Source organism: Massilia sp. Root418, from assembly GCF_001425265.1.
Classification (GTDB): domain Bacteria; phylum Pseudomonadota; class Gammaproteobacteria; order Burkholderiales; family Burkholderiaceae_D; genus Rugamonas.
On the sequence record NZ_LMEC01000021.1, the window covers coordinates 273723 to 288941 of the forward strand.

The window sequence follows — 15219 nt, forward strand, 5'->3', positions numbered from 1 at the left end:
TGTTGTGTGCAGACAGTATAAGGCAGGGCGTGGCACAACTACAGTTGCAGCTGCGCCATTTTTTCGTACAAGGTGGCGCGTGAAATGCCGAGCAGGCGCGCGGCCTCGGTCTTCTTGCCGCCCGCCGCCAGCAGGGCCGCTTCGATGGCGCCGCGCTCGGCCACCGCCACCGCCTGCGCCAGCGGCTGCACCGCAGCTGGTCCGCCCGGTCCGCCCGGTCCGTGCAGGCGCGCGGCGGGCACGGCATCGGCCACGGCGCGCGGCAGGATGGCGTCGAAGTCGTCCGCCACCAGGCGCCGGTTGTCGCTGTGCAGCACGGCTTTCTCCAGCACGTTGCGCAGCTCGCGCACATTGCCCGGCCAGTCGTAGGCGGCCAGGCGCTGCAGCGCGCCCGGCGTAAGTTCGCGCCGGCCCATGCCGGTGCGTTCGACGATCTGCTCCAGCGCGCCTTCGCACAGCGCTTCCAGGTCGCCCAGGCGCTCGCGCAGCGGCGGCAGGGTGATGGACAGCACGTTCAGGCGGTAGTACAGGTCGCGCCGCAGGCGGCCCTGGGCCAGCGCCTGCACCAGGTCGATACTGGTGGCCGCGATGATGCGCACGTCCACCTTGATCACCTTGTTCGATCCCAGCGGCTCCACCTCCTGCTCCTGCAGCACGCGCAGCAGCTTGGCCTGGATCTGCAGCGGCATGTCGCCCACTTCGTCCAGGAACAGGGTGCCGCCGTGGGCCAGCTTGAATTTGCCGTCGCGGCCGCGCTTGTCGGCGCCGGTGTAGGCCCCCGGCGCGGCGCCGAAGAATTCGGATTCCAGCAGCGCCTCGGGAATGGCGGCGGCGTTGACGGCGATGAAGGGCTGGCCGGCGCGCTCGGAGCTGGCGTGGATGGCTTGCGCCAGCAGCTCCTTGCCGGTGCCGGTTTCGCCCAGCAGCAGCACGGTGCTGCCCAGCTGCGCGGCGCGCCGGGCCTGGCGCTTCACTTCCAGGCTGGCCGGGCTGTTGCCCACGTAGCTGGCCAGCGTGTAGCGCGGACGCCGGTCCTGCACCAGCAGGCGCCGGGTTTCCGCCAGCTCGTCCTGCAGCTGGGCGAACTTGCCGAGCAGGGGCTTGAGGTGGTGCAGCTTGTCGTACAGGCAGATGCCGACCGCGCCGATCACCTTGCCGTCCGGCCCGGTCAGCGGCAGGCGCGACACGACGAAGGTGTCGCTGCCGAAGGCCATCAGGTCCAGCAGGATGGGCTCGCCGCTCTTGACCACCTGGCGCATCAGGCTGTTGGGGATGATCTCCTCCACGTCCCGGCCCAGCAGGGACTGCGGGTCGGTGTAGCCCAGCATGTGCAGGTATTTGTCGTTGCACCAGACGATGCGCGCTTCGGTGTCCACCGCGATGGTGCCTTCGCATAGCGCATCCAGCCGTTCCAGCAGCTTGGGAATGGCCAGATGGCGCAGGCCGCCGCCGCCGGGATTCCCGGTAAACCAGTGCATCAGCTCCATCGTGTCCGCCCGCCAAAAAGGCCGATTCTGGCTGCTGCCGGGCCGGCTGTCCAGTATTTCATACGCGGCGTCCGGTTTTCCAGACATGATTCCGCATTGTTTGGCGGCCGCTGTCTGCTTATCCGGACAATATGCACCTGAGCGGCACCCCGGCATCACGGCCGCTTATATCTAAGCTCTTGAATTTACAGGACTTTATGTCTCAGGCATGGATAGTGCTTTAGACAACGTTCTACCTTAATGGAGCGTGTATGAGCTTTCTGATCGTTTTGCTGGCGCTGGTCTTCCTGATGGTGGTCGCCTACCGCGGCTTCAGCGTCATCCTGTTTGCCCCGGTGGCGGCCATGCTGGCCGTGCTGCTGACCGATCCCGGCCTGGTGCCGCCCATGTTTACCAGCGTGTTCATGGACAAGATGGTGGGCTTTGTGAAGCTGTATTTCCCTGTGTTCCTGCTGGGCGCGGTATTCGGCAAGGTGATCGAGCTGTCGGGCTTTTCCAAGTCCATCGTCGCGCTGGTCATCCGCCTGGTGGGACGCGAGCGCGCCATGCTGGCCATCGTGCTGGTGTGCGCCGTGCTCACCTACGGCGGCGTGTCGCTGTTCGTGGTGGTGTTCGCGGTGTACCCGTTCGCTGCCGAGATGTTCAGGCAAAGCAACATCCCCAAGCGCCTGATTCCCGGCACCATCGCGCTGGGCGCCTTCACCTTCACCATGGACGCGCTGCCCGGCACGCCGCAGATCCAGAACATCATTCCCACCTCCTTCTTCCAGACCGACACCTGGGCCGCGCCCTGGCTGGGCGTGATCGGCTCGGTGTTCATCCTGGCCACCGGCCTGGCCTACCTCGAATGGCGCCGCCGCCAGGCGCTGGCCAAGGGCGAAGGCTATGGCACCGGCCACAGCAACGAGCCGGAGGAATTCACCCAGCAGAACCTGCCGCATCCGCTGCTGGCGCTGCTGCCGCTGGTGCTGGTGGGCGTGCTGAACAAGGTGTTTACCGTGATGATTCCGCTTTACTACGGCAAGAGCCACAGCCTGGCGCTGGCCGGTTCGGCCAAGCCGGTGGTGACCGAGGTGTCGAAAGTGGCGGCCATCTGGGCCGTGGAAGCGGCGCTGCTGGTGGGCATCGCCAGCGTGCTGCTGCTGGCCTTCGACACCGTGCGCCGCCGCTTTGCCGAAGGCAGCAAGCTGGCCATTTCGGGCGCGCTGCTGGCGTCCATGAACACCGCCTCCGAGTACGGTTTCGGCGCCGTCATCGCCGGCCTGCCGGGCTTCCTGGTGGTGGCGGACGCGCTGCGCGCCGTGCCCAATCCGCTGGTCAACGAGGCCATCGCCGTCACGTCGCTGGCCGGCATCACCGGCTCCGCCTCGGGCGGCATGAGCATTGCGCTGGCCGCCATGTCGGACACCTTCATCCAGGCCGCCAGCGCCGCCCATATTCCGATGGAGGTGCTGCACCGCGTGGCCGCCATGGCCAGCGGCGGCATGGACACCCTGCCGCACAACGGCGCCGTCATCACCCTGCTGGCGGTGAGCGGGCTGACGCACCGCGTGTCCTACGGCGACATTTTCGCCGTCACCTGCATCAAGACCATGGCCGTGTTCGTGGTCATCGGTGCCTACTACGCATTTGGAATCTACTGAGGAGCTAGCCATGTTGAAGAATAAATCCGCCATCGTCACCGGTTCCACCAGCGGCATCGGGCTGGGCATCGCCCGCGCGCTGGCCGCGCAGGGCGCCAACGTCATGCTGAACGGCTTTGGCGACGCCGCCGCCATCGACGCCATCGCTGCCGAGCTGCGCGCGCTGGGCGTGCAGGTGCGCCACAGCGCGGCCGACATGGCGCAGCCGGAGCAGGTCGCCGCCATGGTGGCCGAGGCCACGGCGGCTTTCGGCGCGGTGGACATCCTGGTCAACAACGCCGGCATCCAGCACACCGCGCCGGTGCACGAGTTCCCGCTGGAGAAATGGGACCAGATCATGGCCATCAACCTGTCCTCCAACTTCCACGCCATCCGCGCCGCGCTGCCGCTGATGCAGCAGCGCGGCTGGGGCCGCATCATCAACGTCGCGTCGGTGCACGGGCTGGTGGCCTCGGTGAACAAGTCCGCCTACGTGGCGGCCAAGCACGGCGTGATCGGGCTGACCAAGGCGGTGGCGCTGGAGAACGCGCGCAGCGGCATCACCTGCAACGCCATCTGCCCGGGCTGGGTGCTGACGCCGCTGGTGCAAAAGCAGATCGACGACCTGGCCGCTCGGTCCGGCCTGGGTGCGGACGACGCGCGCGCCAGGCTGCTGGGCGAAAAACAGCCATCGCAGGAATTCGCCACGCCCGAGCAGATCGGCGCGCTGGCCGTGTTCCTGTGCAGCGAGGCGGCCGCCCAGATCCGCGGCGCAGCCCTGAACATGGATGGCGGCTGGGCCGCGCAATGAGCGCCGGCGCGGACGACCGCCAGCATGCGGACGGCCTGCGCACGCGCAAGCAGGTGATGGGGGAGGAGTTCGTGGCGCGCGCGCTGGACGGCGCCACCGCCTTCACGCAGCCGCTGCAGGACTACATCACGCGCGAAGCCTGGGGCACAGTGTGGCAGCGCCCCGGCCTGGACCTGCGCACGCGCAGCCTGGCGACGGTGGCCATGCTGGCGGCCATGGGCCGCACGCACGAACTGAAGGGCCACATCCGCGGCGCCCTGAACAACGGCGCCACGGTGGGCGAGCTGCAGGAAGTGCTGCTGCACGCCGCGGTCTACTGCGGCGTGCCGCTGGCGGCGGAGGCCTTCCGCGCCGCGCAGGAGGGGCTGCGGGAGGCAGCCCTTACACCACCGAACCCAGCTTGAAGATCGGCAGGTACATGGCGATCACCAGGCCGCCGATCAGCACGCCCAGGATCACCATGATCAGCGGCTCCATCAGGCTCGACAGCGAAGCCACCGCCTCGTCCACTTCGTCTTCAAAGAAGTCGGCCACCTTGCCCAGCATGGCGTCCAGCGAGCCGGATTCCTCGCCGATGGACACCATCTGCGTCACCATATTCGGGAACACGTCGGCGTTCTGCATGGCCACGGTCAGGCTGGTGCCGGTGCTCACTTCCTTCTGGATGCGGCGCGTCGCTTCCAGGTAGACGATGTTGCCGGAAGCGCCGCCCACCGAGTCCAGCGATTCCACCAGCGGCACGCCTGCCGCGAACATGGTCGACAGGGTGCGCGTCCAGCGCGCGATGGTGGCCTTGCGGATCACCTCGCCGAAGATCGGCAGCTTGAGCAGGGTCACGTCCATGAAGCGCTGCACTTGCGGCGAGCGCCGCCAGGCCTGGAAGAAGAAGTAGATCGAGCCGAACAGGCCGCCGAAAATGATGTACCAGTAGGACACGAAAAATTCGGAAATCGCCATCACCGCCAGCGTGGGCGCGGGCAGGTCGGCGCCGAAGCTGGCGAACACCTGCTTGAACGCCGGCACCACCCAGATCATGATCACGGCGGTGACGATGAAGGCCACGCCCAGGATGGACACCGGATAGGTCAGCGCGGACTTGATCTTGGCCTTCATGGCCAGGGTCTTTTCTTTGTAGATGGCCAGCCGCGTCAGCAGGTCTTCCAGGATGCCGGCCTGCTCGCCGGCGCCCACCAGGTTGCAGAACAGCGGGTCGAAATACAGCGGGAACTTGCGGAAGGCCTGGTTCAGGCTGGTGCCGGTCTCGATGTCGGCGCGCAGGTCCATCACCAGCTTGGATACCGATGGATTCGAGTGGCCCTTGCCGACAATGTCGAAGGACTGCAGCAGCGGCACGCCGGCCTTCATCATGGTGGCCAGCTGGCGCGTGAACAGGGAGATGTCCTTGTCGGTGACTTTCTTGCCGCTGCGGTAGACCTTTTTCTTGACCTTGGTCACCATGATGCCCTGGCGCCGCAAGGTCACGTTGACCACCGCCTCGCCCCCTGCGCGCAGCTCGCCGCGCACGGTCTTGCCGGTTTTGTCCTTGCCTTCCCAGGCGAAGACCGATTCCTTGACCGGATTGCCCGGGGTGCTGGTAGTGGCCATGATTCACATCCTATTCATTGGTGCAGCCGAGGACTTCCTCAAGGCTGGTCAAGCCGTTTTTCACCTTGACCAGGCCGGACTGGCGCAGGGACTTCACGCCCTCGCTTTCCGACTGGGCCGCAATCTGCATCGAGTTGCCGTGTGCCAGGATAATGGCCTCGATGGCCGGCGTGATCGGCATAATCTGGTAGATGCCGACCCGGCCCTTGTAGCCGCCGCCGTTGCAGCGCTCGCAGCCCACCGGGCCGTAGGGCTTCCAGCTGCCGTCCAGCTCTTCGGGCTTGTAGCCGGCCTTGAGCAGCAGGTCGTTGGAGATGTCCACCGGCTGCTTGCAGCTGCACAGGCGGCGCGCCAGGCGCTGCGCGGTGATCAAAATCACGGAGGAGGCGATGTTGAACGGCGCCACGCCCATGTTCATTAAGCGGGTCAGGGTGGACGGCGCGTCGTTGGTGTGCAGGGTGGAGAACACCATGTGGCCGGTCTGCGCGGCCTTGATGGCGATGTCGGCCGTTTCCAGGTCGCGGATCTCGCCCACCATGATGATGTCCGGATCCTGGCGCAGGAAGGACTTCAGCGCCACCGGGAAGGTCAGGCCGGCGCGGTCGTTCACATTCACCTGGTTCACGCCCGGCAAGTTGATCTCGGCCGGGTCTTCGGCGGTGGAGATGTTGATGCCGGGCTTGTTCAGGATGTTCAAACAGGTGTACAGCGACACCGTCTTGCCCGAGCCGGTCGGCCCCGTCACCAGCACCATGCCGTAGGGGCGCTGGATGGCGTCCAACAGCAGCGCCTTCTGGTCCGGGTCGTAGCCCAGCGAGTCGATGCCCATCTGGGCCTGGGTCGCGTCCAGGATACGCATCACGGTCTTTTCGCCGAACAGCGTGGGCAGGGTGGACACGCGCAGGTCGATGGTCTTGGTGGGCGAGACGATCAGGCGCATGCGGCCGTCCTGCGGCACGCGCTTTTCCGAGATGTCCAGCTTGGCCAGCACCTTGATGCGCGACACCAGCTTGTCCTTGATCGACACTGGCGGCTGCGCGTGTTCCATCAGCACGCCGTCCACCCGGAAGCGGATGCGGTAGAACTTTTCGAATGGTTCGAAATGCAAGTCCGATGCACCCATGTTAACGGCGTCCATCAGCATCTTGTTCAGGAAGCGCACGATGGGCGCGTCTTCCACCTCGTTGGCGGCCTGCTCGGCGGCGGCCGAGGGTGCTTCGGTCTCGTCGGCGAACTGGATTTCCTGCTCGTCGCCGGCCAGTTCGTTCAGGTTCTGCTCGGCGCTGCGGCCCAGGCTGCCCAGCATGGCCAGCAGCGCGTCGTGCGCCACGATCACCGGTTCCACCAGCGACTCGGTCTGGAACTTGATCTGGTCCAGCGCCTGGGTGTTGGTGGGGTCGGAGATCGCCACCGACATCTTGTTGCCGCGCTTGGCCAGCGCAATCACGCGCTGCGCCTGCATCAGCTTGGCGTCGATGATCTTGGGCGGCAACGCGTCGATGCTGAACGCCGCCAGGTCCATCAGCGGGTAGGCAAAGGTCTCGGAACAGAAGGAAGCCAGCTCGCGGGGCTGGATGGCGTTGGCGGCCAACAAGGTGTCAATGAAGGGCAGCTTGTCGGCCAGGGCCTTCTTTTGCAGCGCGTCGGCCTGCGCCGGCGTCAGCCGGCCGGCCTGCATCAAGGCCCGCGCCAGACCCGCCATGGGGGCGCCGGACGCTGGATTGGGTTGAACTGCTGCCATAGAAGCGCGCTGTCAGGAAAACTACACAAGGGAGGCTGGCCCTGCGGCCATCCTCCGGATGATGCCCGTGGGCATCACTTTTGTAAAGCAAGATCCCTACCGTGCGCCGATCTGCGACTAGCTTAGGCGCCGGCCCGTATCAATTTCACGACTTTGATTGCCTGGTTCTGCACCTGCACCACTTCAATGACGCAACCGCCAAGGCGCACGCTGATGGCTGCCTCGGGGATTTCCTGCAAATACTCCAGCAGCATGCCGTTCAGGGTTTTCGGTCCGTCCAGGGGAAAGTGTAATCCCAGTCGCTTATTGATGTCACGCAAGGCCGTGGTGCCTTCCAGCAGGCAGTCGCCGGCTGCGGTCCAGTTGAAGCTGTCGGCGCGCGCGGCGCCCGGCGTTGATGTCGTAAAGTCACCGATCATTTCCTCGATGATATCGTCCAGCGTCACCAGGCCCTGCACCTCGCCGTACTCGTCCACGATGATGCCCAGGCGTTCCTTGTTTTCCTGGAAGTACTGCAGCTGGGCGAACACACCGGTGTCCTGCGGGATGAAGTAGGGCTCGGACAGCAGCGCGCGGAAGTGCTCGGCCGTCAATTCCTCTTCCTGCGTCAGCAGCGACATGGCCTTGCGCACGTGCAGAATGCCGGCGATCTGGTTGATCTCGCCTTCGTACACCGGCAGCTTGTTGTGGTAGCAGGTGGTCAGCTGCTGCACGATTTCCTCCACCGGCGCGGCCAGGTTGAGGGCCTCGATCTGGGCGCGCGGGGTCATCACGTCCTCGATCGAAATGGCTTCCAGGTCGAACAGGTTGAGCAGGATGCTCTTGTGCTTTTGCGGAATGAAGTTGCCGCCTTCCAGCACCAGCGAGCGCAGTTCCTCGGGCGATAACCTGGTGTCGCGCAGCGGCGTGCCCATCTTGATGCGGAACAGTTTCAGCACCACGCCCACGAACAGGTTGATGAACCAGATGACAGGCTTGGCGGCCGCCATCAGCGGGCGCAGGATGGTGGCGGTGGGCAGGGCGATCTGCTCGGGATAGGTGGCGCCTATCATTTTCGGCGAAATCTCGGCGAACACCACCAGCAGGAAGGTCATGCAGGCGGTGGAGGCCACGATCAGCCATTCGTCGTAGCCGAAGGTGTGGATCACGATGGCGGTGACCAGCGCGATGGCGGTGGCGTTGATCAGCGTGTTGGCGATCAGCACCAGCGACAGCAGCTTGTCAGTGCGGTCGAGCAGCCACAGGGTGGCCAGCGCGCGCCGGCTGCCGCGCTTGGCCTGGTGGCGCAAGCGGAAACGGTTGGCCGCCATCAGGGCGGTTTCGGCCATGGCGAAGAACGCCGAGCAAAATATCAGGAAGGCGAGCGCAAGAAATTGCGCCCATATGGGAACGGTATCCAATGGGTCACCGTGAAGAAACTGGCATGGGGAGTAGCTGGTCAGGCGTTGCCGGCCCAGAGCGGGAAGCTGCACAATGCGGCTTCAGAGTTGTGGATTTTAAGTCAAGCCCAGCCGGGGTGCAAGCCGGGCACATTTTCCGCAGTGCAAGCTTGACAATTTTCAAACGGGGCGGGGCTATAATCCGGCCATGGACCTTCCATCTCATCCCGCCCGGGCGGCATTGCGGCTGGCGCTGGCGCCGCCGCCCGCGCTGGCCGGCCTGGTGCACCATTTCCACGTCGAGTACGCCAGCGCTGGCCGGGTGGTGGTGCCCGCCTCGCCGCTGGCCCAGCTGACTTTTTTCATCGCCGGCGGCTCGCTGCTGCCGCCCGAACAGGGACGGCGGCGCCTGCTGGACCGGGCCTTCGTGTGCGGGCCCATGTCGCGCGCCATCCCGGCCGAGTGGCAGCCGGGCACCACCTTCGTGAGCGCGCTGATCGAGCCGTCGCGCTTCAGCGGCCTGTTCGGCTTGCCGCTCAATGCCTTGCTCAACCTGCCCGTGCCGCTGGACGACGCCGTGCCCGGCCTGCCATACCGTGAACTGCAGGAAGCCTTGCTGGCCACCCGGCACGCCGCAGCCTGGGTGGAGCTGGTGTCGGCCTGGCTGCTGCGGCTGGCGGCGCGCCGCGAGGACGCGCTGCGCACGGCCTTCCGCCTGCCTGCCGCCCTGCTGTTCAGCCCGGCCGAGACCCTCGCCCGTGAGCACGGCATCAGCGTGCGCCAGTTCGAACGCCGCTTCCTGGCCGCGTACGGGCAGAACCTGCGCGAGAGCCGCCGGCTGGCGCGCTATGCGTGCGCGCTGGGGATGATGCTGACCGGGCCGCAGCCCTTGCCGCGCGGCCAGCTGACGCGCATCGCGATGGACGCCGGCTACCACGACCAGGCCCACATGGTGCGCGACTTCACCGAGCTGCTGGGCCAGGCGCCGGGCAGCCTGCTGGCGGGGCCGGAAGCCGGCGAGCTGCGTCTGCTGCGCTACGACGAACGCTCGCGCCTGGCGGTGGCGCGGGGCTGGTGAATTTCCCGCGCGTGTCGTGTCGGTACAATGAAGCGCGCGCTGTTCCACTTATCGTGTGGCCAAACGAAAGGGGAATGCGATGAATGACACCAGCAATATCGCGCCGGCCGGCGCGGCGCCCATGCCCACGCTGGAAGGCGACGGCTTCATACTGGCCTCGGTGGACGCGCTGCTGCACGCGGCCAAGAGCGACAGCCTGTGGTACCTGAGCTTCGGCCTGGCGTGCTGCGCGGTGGAGATGATGCAGGCCGCAGCGGCGCGCTACGACATGGACCGCTTCGGCATGGTGCCGCGTCCGTCGCCGCGCCATGCGGACCTGATGATCATCTCCGGTACGCTGACCAACAAGATGGCGCGCGCCGTGCGCCGCTCCTACGACCAGATGCCGGAGCCGCGCTACGTGGTGTCCATGGGCTCGTGCGCCAACGGCGGCGGCTACTACCACTACAGCTATTCGGTGGTGCGCGGCTGCGACCGCATTGTGCCGGTGGACATCTACGTGCCCGGCTGCCCGCCGACGCCGGAAGCGCTGCTGTATGGCCTGCTCCAGCTGCAAAACAAGATACGCGGGCCGAAGGCCGGCCGGCTGCCCAACGAGATCGCCCGCTAATTTCCCGCTAATTCCCCGCTGACCGGCCGCTGACCGCCCGCCCAGCGCCCCCCCAGCGCCCGCTCAGCGCCGAAAATCTGCGGGCAGGCGCCGGCTTCGGCGTAAAATTGCAATTCCAAAAATTAGGAGAATTGCACATGAAGTTGCGCGCCTGCAGCCTGGCTATGGCCTTATCGATGACTTTCTGCGCCGCCGCCTGGGGCGCCACGCTGAGCGTGGGGCCCGGCATGGCGTACGCGCGCCCCTGCCAGGCTTTCGCGGCCGCCCGCAGCGGCGACACGGTGGAAATCGAGGCGGGCCTGTACCCGGGCGAGCTGTGCCGCATTGCGCCCAACTTCCTCACCATCCGCGGCATGCGCGGCCGCGCGCGCATCGACGCGCAGGGGCGCGGCGTGGAAGGCAAGGGCGCCTGGATCATCGCCGGCAACGACGTGACGGTGGACAATGTGGAAATCTTCAACACCAGGGTGTCGGACAGGAACGGCGCTGCATTGCGCATCGAGGGCAACAATTTCACCCTGAAGAACAGCTTCTTGCATGACAACGAGAACGGCGTGCTGACGGGCGCCTCGCCCACCAGCCGCATCGTCATCGAGAACAGCGAGTTCGGCCACAACGGCGACGGCAGCGGCCAGACCCACAACATCTACGTCGGCGACGTGGCCAGCCTGAGCTTCCGCTTCAATTATTCGCACGACGCCAACATCGGCCACAACCTGAAGTCGCGCGCGCGCATCAACACCATTGCCTACAACCGCTTCTCCAGCCTGGCCCCGGGCGAGAAGGGCTCCACTGCCGCCGGCCGGCCCAGCTTCGAGATCGACCTGCCGAATGGCGGCGCAGCCTATGTGCTGGGCAACGTCATCGAGCAGCCGGCCGACAACGACAACAATACCCTGCTGGCGTACGGCAACGAGGCCAGCGGCCCGAACGACATGCTGTACGTGGTGAACAACACCTTCCTCAACGACGACAAGCGCAACGGCGTGTTCGTGCGCGTGCACGAACGCATCCAGGCACCCGCCCATATCCAGAACAACCTCTTCGTGGGCAAGGGCATCGTCACCAACCAGGCCAAGGCCATCGACCGGCGCAACTATGCGGCCATGGAAGTGGACTTCGTCGACCGTGCAAACTACAACCTGATCCCGACCGAGAACGCCAGGATCATCAACGCCGGCGCCGAGCCGCCGATGCTGCCGTCCGGCGTGGCGCTGCGGCCCGTCATGCAGTACAAGCACGTGGCTGGCGGCATGACCCGGCCGGTGGTCGGCACGCTGGACATCGGCGCCTACCAGGCGGTGATTGTGGAGAAGAGCAAGAAGAGCTGGTACGAGGGCCTGCTGAAGTAAGCGCAGGCGCGGCCCCGTGTGCCCGGCTAGCTCAGCATGCGCAGGAAGGCGCTGATCACCGGCGCATTGGTCAGGTCGATCAGGAAGCCGCCGGTGGGCGGCACGATGGTGGTGGCGCGCGGCGCCGGTCCGCGCTGGCGCGTGATGGCGTCCATCGCGGCAACCGCCGTGGCGGTGGAGCCGATGCCGTAGCCCGACAGGCCCGCCGTGGCCACGCCTGCTTCATGGTTGCGGCCCAGCAGCGGCCAGACGATGGCGGCGCAGAACAGCAAGGTCAGCGCAATGTTGACAGCCAGGATGGCCAGCATGGGGCCGGCCACGGTGGCCAGGTCGGCCAGGTTCAGCGCGGCCAGCGTCACGGCCAGGAATAGCGGCAGCAGCACGGCGGCGATGCGGGCGATGGTCTCGCCGCGCAGCCAGCTGCCGCCGAGCGCGTCGTGGACGGCGCGCACCGTAAAACCCAGCAGCAGCGCGCCCATGTAGGCGGGCAGGGCGGCGCCGGCGCGGTCCAGCCCGAAGCTCACCCACGCCCCCGCTTTCACACAGGCCGCCACCACCAGCAGGTGCAGCACGGCCCCGCGCCCCAGCGCGAGCAGCGCCCGCACATCGGCCATGAAATTCGCCACCGCAGGCAGCGCGCCGGCGTGCCGGCCGGCAGGCGCTTCAGCGCTTGCCAGGGGCGGGACCCTGCGCAGCAGCCACGCGCCCAGCGGCCCGGACAGCAGCGCACCGGCGACCAGCCCGAAGGTGGCGGCCGAGGCGCCGATGGCGGCGGCCGACGTCAGCCCGGCCTGCTCGAAGCGCGACGCGAAGCCCAGCGCCGTGCCGTGCCCGCCGACCAGGGTCAGCGAACCGCACGCCACGCCCAGCAAGGCCGGCGCGCCGAGCGCCACGGCCACCGCAACGCCCGCCGCGTTCTGCACGGCCGCCAGCGCCGTGGTCGCCAGCAGCAGCACCACCAGCATGCGTCCGCCGCCCAGCAGCACGCGCAGCGGCGCGCCCAGGCCCACGCACGTGAAGAAGGCGATCAACAGCGGTAAATTGAGGTTCTTGGCCGGGCGTGCCAGCCATTCGGTATCCGGCGTCACCAGCCAGGTCCACCAGCCGGCGCTGACCTTGGTGCCGAAACTGACGTGCGCCAGGCCGGACAGATTGATGCACAGGCAGGCTGCGCTGAACAGCAGCCCGCCTGCGACGGGGACGGGAATATTGATGCGTGCCAGCAGCGGTATCCGTCTCAGCAGCCATTCCCCCAGCAACAGGATGGGAATGGCGAGCAGCAGCAGATACCAGGGTGAATAGGCTGGCGTCATCAGCGCTTTACTTCTTGGCGCTCAGGCATTCCTTCATGAAGGCTTTGCGTTCGTCGCCTTTTTTGCCGGTGGCGTCGGCGTTGCAGGTTTTCATCTTGTCCTGCTGCGTGACAGGCGCGGCAGGCTTGGCGCTCAGGCATTCCTTCATGAAGGCCTTGCGCTCGTCGCCCTTCTTGCCGGCGGCATCGGCGTTACAGGTCGCCATCTTGGACTGCTGCGAATTCTTCGGCGCCGTCGCTGCTGCCGGTGCCGAGGCGGACGCCGAAGCGGACGCGGGCGCGGCGAACGCCGAGCTGGCGAAACCGAAGGCAGCGATAACAGCAATAATTTTTTTCATGTCGTATTCCTGTAAAGTTGAGTGGCGGAACTGCTAGGGCTAACTATACGACAGTATTTCCGATTCCATGGTATCTAAGTGTTTCGTTAGCAACACAAACTGAAAGGAGTGCGCTATGCAAACGTTGGGAAAATGGATGATGGCCGCCGCCGTGAGCGGCACGCTGGCCCTGGCCGCCGGCTGTAGCACCAGCGGCACCGGCGGCACCGGCGGCACCGCCGCCGCGCCGTCGAGCACAGCGCTGGCCGGCACGTCGTGGCAGCTTGCCGAACTGGGCGGCCAGCCTGCGGGCAAGCAGTCGCTGACGTTTGACGCGTCGAAGGGTATGGTGTCCGGCAGCGGCGGCTGCAACAACTTCAACGGCGCCTACCAGTGGAGCGGCAAGTCCCTGAAGATGGGCCCGCTCGCCTCCACCCGCCGCGCCTGTGCAGAAGAGTCCGCCAGCCGCCAGGAAACCGCCTACCTGCAAGCGCTGGACGCCACCCGCACCTGGAAGGTGGAAGGCAACACCCTCATCCTCAGCGGCGACAGCGGCCCGCTGGCGCGGTTTACCGCGCAGTAAGCCGGTTACGCTATGATTTGCTCACCAATATTTCCTGCGGGAGTAGCGATGGGCAAACGGAGAGGCGTGACGAAGGGCGGCGTGCCGCTGGCGGCGTTTATTGCAGCGCTGGCCTTGGGCACGGTGGCCGCCAGCGCGGCGGCGGCCGAGGCGGGCAAGCCGGACAGGGCACTGCTGGCCAAGGCGGAACAGGCCAGGCCGGAGGCGCTGAAGCTGCTGGAGCGCCTCGTCAATATCGACTCCGGCACGTTCAATGGCGCAGGGCTGGACCGGATCGGCGCCATCGCCCAGGAAGAACTGCAGCGGCTCGGTGCGAAGGTGGAGACCTTTCCCGCCACGCCCGCCCTGAGCCGCAACATCCAGGCCACGCTTACCGGCACCGGCAAGGGCCGCATCCTGCTGGTGGCGCACATGGACACCGTATTCCCGGACGGCGCAGCGGCCGCGCGCCCGTTCCGCATCGAGGGCACGCGCGCCTACGGGCCGGGCATCATGGACGACAAGGGCGGCATCGTGGTGGCGCTGGCGGCGCTGAAGGTGCTGAAACAGTCCGGCGACACCGGCTACGCCAGGATCACCCTGCTGCTCAACACCAACGAGGAAACCGGTTCGCAGGGCACGCGCGCGCTGATGGACAAGCTGGCACGCGAGCATGACGTGGCGCTGAACTTAGAGCCTGGCCGCCCAGCGGACGGGCTGGTGGTGGTGCGCAAGGGCAGCGGGGAAATCGAACTGGAGGTGAGCGGCAAGGCCGCGCACGCGGGCGTGGCGCCGGACGCGGGCCGCAACGCGGCCATGGAGGCGGCGCACCAGGTGCTGCAGCTGTCCAGGCTGGCGGACCCGGGCAAGCAGACCACGGTCAATTTCACCGTCATCAAGGCGGGCGAGCGCACCAATGTGATCCCGGACCGCGCCATCGCCCAGGCCGACGTGCGGGTGGCCGTGCCGGAGGAATTCGACCGCGTGGAGCAGGACCTGGCGCGCATCTCGGCCGCGCATCTGATTCCGGACACCAAAGTCAGCGCCAGGCTGCGGCGCGGCTTCCCGCCCATGCCGAAAAGCGCCGTGACGGATGCGGTGGCGGCCAGGGCGCAGGCGGTGTATGGCGAGCTGGGACGCAAGCTGACGCTGGAGGGTTCCGGCGGCGCGGCGGACTCCAGCCTGACCTTTGCCGCCGGCGTGCCGACCATCGACGGGCTGGGCATCGTCGGCGGGGGCATCCATACCCCGGAGGAGTATGCGGAGGTGGAGTCCATCGCGCCGCGCGTGTATTTGCTGGCGCGGCTGATACAGGAGTACGGGCGGTAGCGGGAGCAGCGGCG

The 15219-nt window shown here is 66.7% G+C and carries 14 protein-coding genes; 8 read left to right on the forward strand and 6 right to left on the reverse strand.

All coding sequences use genetic code 11. The features are described 5' to 3' along the window. Positions 1-38: 38 nt before the first annotated feature. Entirely contained in the window at positions 39-1478 is a 1440-nt protein-coding gene (locus ASC94_RS19335; RefSeq protein ID WP_056399691.1) for a sigma-54-dependent Fis family transcriptional regulator, read from the reverse strand. Between the two features lie 260 nt (positions 1479-1738). On the opposite strand from ASC94_RS19335, the gene ASC94_RS19340 reads away from it, so the two are divergent. The 3 genes from ASC94_RS19340 to ASC94_RS19350 are packed head-to-tail and all read left to right on the forward strand — an operon-like array spanning position 1739 to position 4324. Continuing rightward, on the forward strand, positions 1739-3130 hold the full coding sequence (locus tag ASC94_RS19340; RefSeq protein WP_056398920.1) for a GntP family permease: 1392 nt from the start codon (positions 1739-1741) through the stop codon (positions 3128-3130). A 10-nt stretch (positions 3131-3140) separates the two neighbouring features. Then, on the forward strand, positions 3141-3920 hold the full coding sequence (locus ASC94_RS19345) for a 3-hydroxybutyrate dehydrogenase (protein ID WP_056398924.1): 780 nt from the start codon (positions 3141-3143) through the stop codon (positions 3918-3920). Then, positions 3917-4324, forward strand: a complete 408-nt coding sequence (locus ASC94_RS19350; protein ID WP_056398927.1) for a carboxymuconolactone decarboxylase family protein — start codon at positions 3917-3919, stop codon at positions 4322-4324. Before ASC94_RS19345 ends, ASC94_RS19350 begins: the two co-directional genes overlap by 4 nt. Here the strand turns inward: ASC94_RS19350 and ASC94_RS19355 are convergent. From ASC94_RS19355 to ASC94_RS19365, 3 genes are all read right to left on the reverse strand, one after another. Next, positions 4302-5525 (reverse strand): type II secretion system F family protein, encoded by a 1224-nt coding sequence (locus ASC94_RS19355; RefSeq protein WP_056398931.1) that lies wholly within the window; start codon positions 5523-5525, stop codon positions 4302-4304. The genes ASC94_RS19350 and ASC94_RS19355 overlap by 23 nt on opposite strands. Before the next feature lie 10 nt (positions 5526-5535). Beyond that, positions 5536-7266: a type IV-A pilus assembly ATPase PilB gene (pilB, locus tag ASC94_RS19360; protein ID WP_056398940.1), complete on the reverse strand. Its 1731-nt coding sequence runs from the start codon at positions 7264-7266 to the stop codon at positions 5536-5538. Positions 7267-7388: 122 nt separating this feature from the next. Next, complete coding sequence (locus tag ASC94_RS19365) at positions 7389-8666, reverse strand: HlyC/CorC family transporter (protein WP_056398943.1); 1278 nt, start codon at positions 8664-8666, stop codon at positions 7389-7391. A gap of 187 nt (positions 8667-8853) precedes the next feature. Between ASC94_RS19365 and ASC94_RS19370 the strand changes: the two genes are divergently transcribed. From ASC94_RS19370 to ASC94_RS19380, 3 genes are all read left to right on the forward strand, one after another. Beyond that, positions 8854-9723, forward strand: coding sequence for an AraC family transcriptional regulator (locus ASC94_RS19370; protein WP_082616672.1), 870 nt, complete (start codon positions 8854-8856; stop codon positions 9721-9723). Between the two features lie 121 nt (positions 9724-9844). Beyond that, complete coding sequence (locus ASC94_RS19375; RefSeq protein WP_056399694.1) at positions 9845-10333, forward strand: NADH-quinone oxidoreductase subunit B family protein; 489 nt, start codon at positions 9845-9847, stop codon at positions 10331-10333. A 137-nt stretch (positions 10334-10470) separates the two neighbouring features. Further along, the gene (locus ASC94_RS19380) at positions 10471-11685 is read left to right on the forward strand and encodes a hypothetical protein (RefSeq protein ID WP_229417341.1); all 1215 of its coding nucleotides are present in this window, start codon (positions 10471-10473) and stop codon (positions 11683-11685) included. A gap of 26 nt (positions 11686-11711) precedes the next feature. Here the strand turns inward: ASC94_RS19380 and ASC94_RS19385 are convergent, their stop codons facing one another. Both ASC94_RS19385 and ASC94_RS19390 read right to left on the reverse strand, forming a co-directional pair. Next, positions 11712-12998, reverse strand: coding sequence for a sodium/glutamate symporter (locus tag ASC94_RS19385; protein WP_056398948.1), 1287 nt, complete (start codon positions 12996-12998; stop codon positions 11712-11714). 7 nt (positions 12999-13005) lie between these two features. Next, on the reverse strand, positions 13006-13335 hold the full coding sequence (locus ASC94_RS19390) for a PsiF family protein (RefSeq protein WP_056398951.1): 330 nt from the start codon (positions 13333-13335) through the stop codon (positions 13006-13008). 115 nt (positions 13336-13450) lie between these two features. On the opposite strand from ASC94_RS19390, the gene ASC94_RS19395 reads away from it, so the two are divergent. Together ASC94_RS19395 and ASC94_RS19400 are read left to right on the forward strand one after the other, a co-directional pair. After that, positions 13451-13897, forward strand: coding sequence for an META domain-containing protein (locus tag ASC94_RS19395; RefSeq protein ID WP_082616673.1), 447 nt, complete (start codon positions 13451-13453; stop codon positions 13895-13897). A 48-nt stretch (positions 13898-13945) separates the two neighbouring features. Continuing rightward, a complete protein-coding gene (locus ASC94_RS19400) occupies positions 13946-15205 on the forward strand; it encodes a glutamate carboxypeptidase (RefSeq protein WP_056398961.1) in 1260 nt (419 codons plus the stop codon). Positions 15206-15219 lie beyond the last annotated feature (14 nt).

What these genes read in the sequence shown, in the direction of transcription:
- ASC94_RS19400 (WP_056398961.1), top strand. Translation starts at nt 13,946, where the DNA reads ATGGGCAAACGGAGAGGCGTGACGAAGGGCGGCGTGCCGCTGGCGGCG.
- ASC94_RS19375 (WP_056399694.1), top strand. Translation starts at nt 9,845, where the DNA reads ATGCCCACGCTGGAAGGCGACGGCTTCATACTGGCCTCGGTGGACGCG.
- ASC94_RS19335 (WP_056399691.1), bottom strand. Translation starts at nt 1,478, where the DNA reads ATGCACTGGTTTACCGGGAATCCCGGCGGCGGCGGCCTGCGCCATCTG.
- ASC94_RS19340 (WP_056398920.1), top strand. Translation starts at nt 1,739, where the DNA reads ATGAGCTTTCTGATCGTTTTGCTGGCGCTGGTCTTCCTGATGGTGGTC.
- ASC94_RS19390 (WP_056398951.1), bottom strand. Translation starts at nt 13,335, where the DNA reads ATGAAAAAAATTATTGCTGTTATCGCTGCCTTCGGTTTCGCCAGCTCG.
- ASC94_RS19370 (WP_082616672.1), top strand. Translation starts at nt 8,854, where the DNA reads ATGGACCTTCCATCTCATCCCGCCCGGGCGGCATTGCGGCTGGCGCTG.
- ASC94_RS19385 (WP_056398948.1), bottom strand. Translation starts at nt 12,998, where the DNA reads ATGACGCCAGCCTATTCACCCTGGTATCTGCTGCTGCTCGCCATTCCC.
- ASC94_RS19355 (WP_056398931.1), bottom strand. Translation starts at nt 5,525, where the DNA reads ATGGCCACTACCAGCACCCCGGGCAATCCGGTCAAGGAATCGGTCTTC.
- ASC94_RS19345 (WP_056398924.1), top strand. Translation starts at nt 3,141, where the DNA reads ATGTTGAAGAATAAATCCGCCATCGTCACCGGTTCCACCAGCGGCATC.
- ASC94_RS19350 (WP_056398927.1), top strand. Translation starts at nt 3,917, where the DNA reads ATGAGCGCCGGCGCGGACGACCGCCAGCATGCGGACGGCCTGCGCACG.
- ASC94_RS19395 (WP_082616673.1), top strand. Translation starts at nt 13,451, where the DNA reads ATGCAAACGTTGGGAAAATGGATGATGGCCGCCGCCGTGAGCGGCACG.
- pilB (WP_056398940.1), bottom strand. Translation starts at nt 7,266, where the DNA reads ATGGCAGCAGTTCAACCCAATCCAGCGTCCGGCGCCCCCATGGCGGGT.
- ASC94_RS19380 (WP_229417341.1), top strand. Translation starts at nt 10,471, where the DNA reads ATGAAGTTGCGCGCCTGCAGCCTGGCTATGGCCTTATCGATGACTTTC.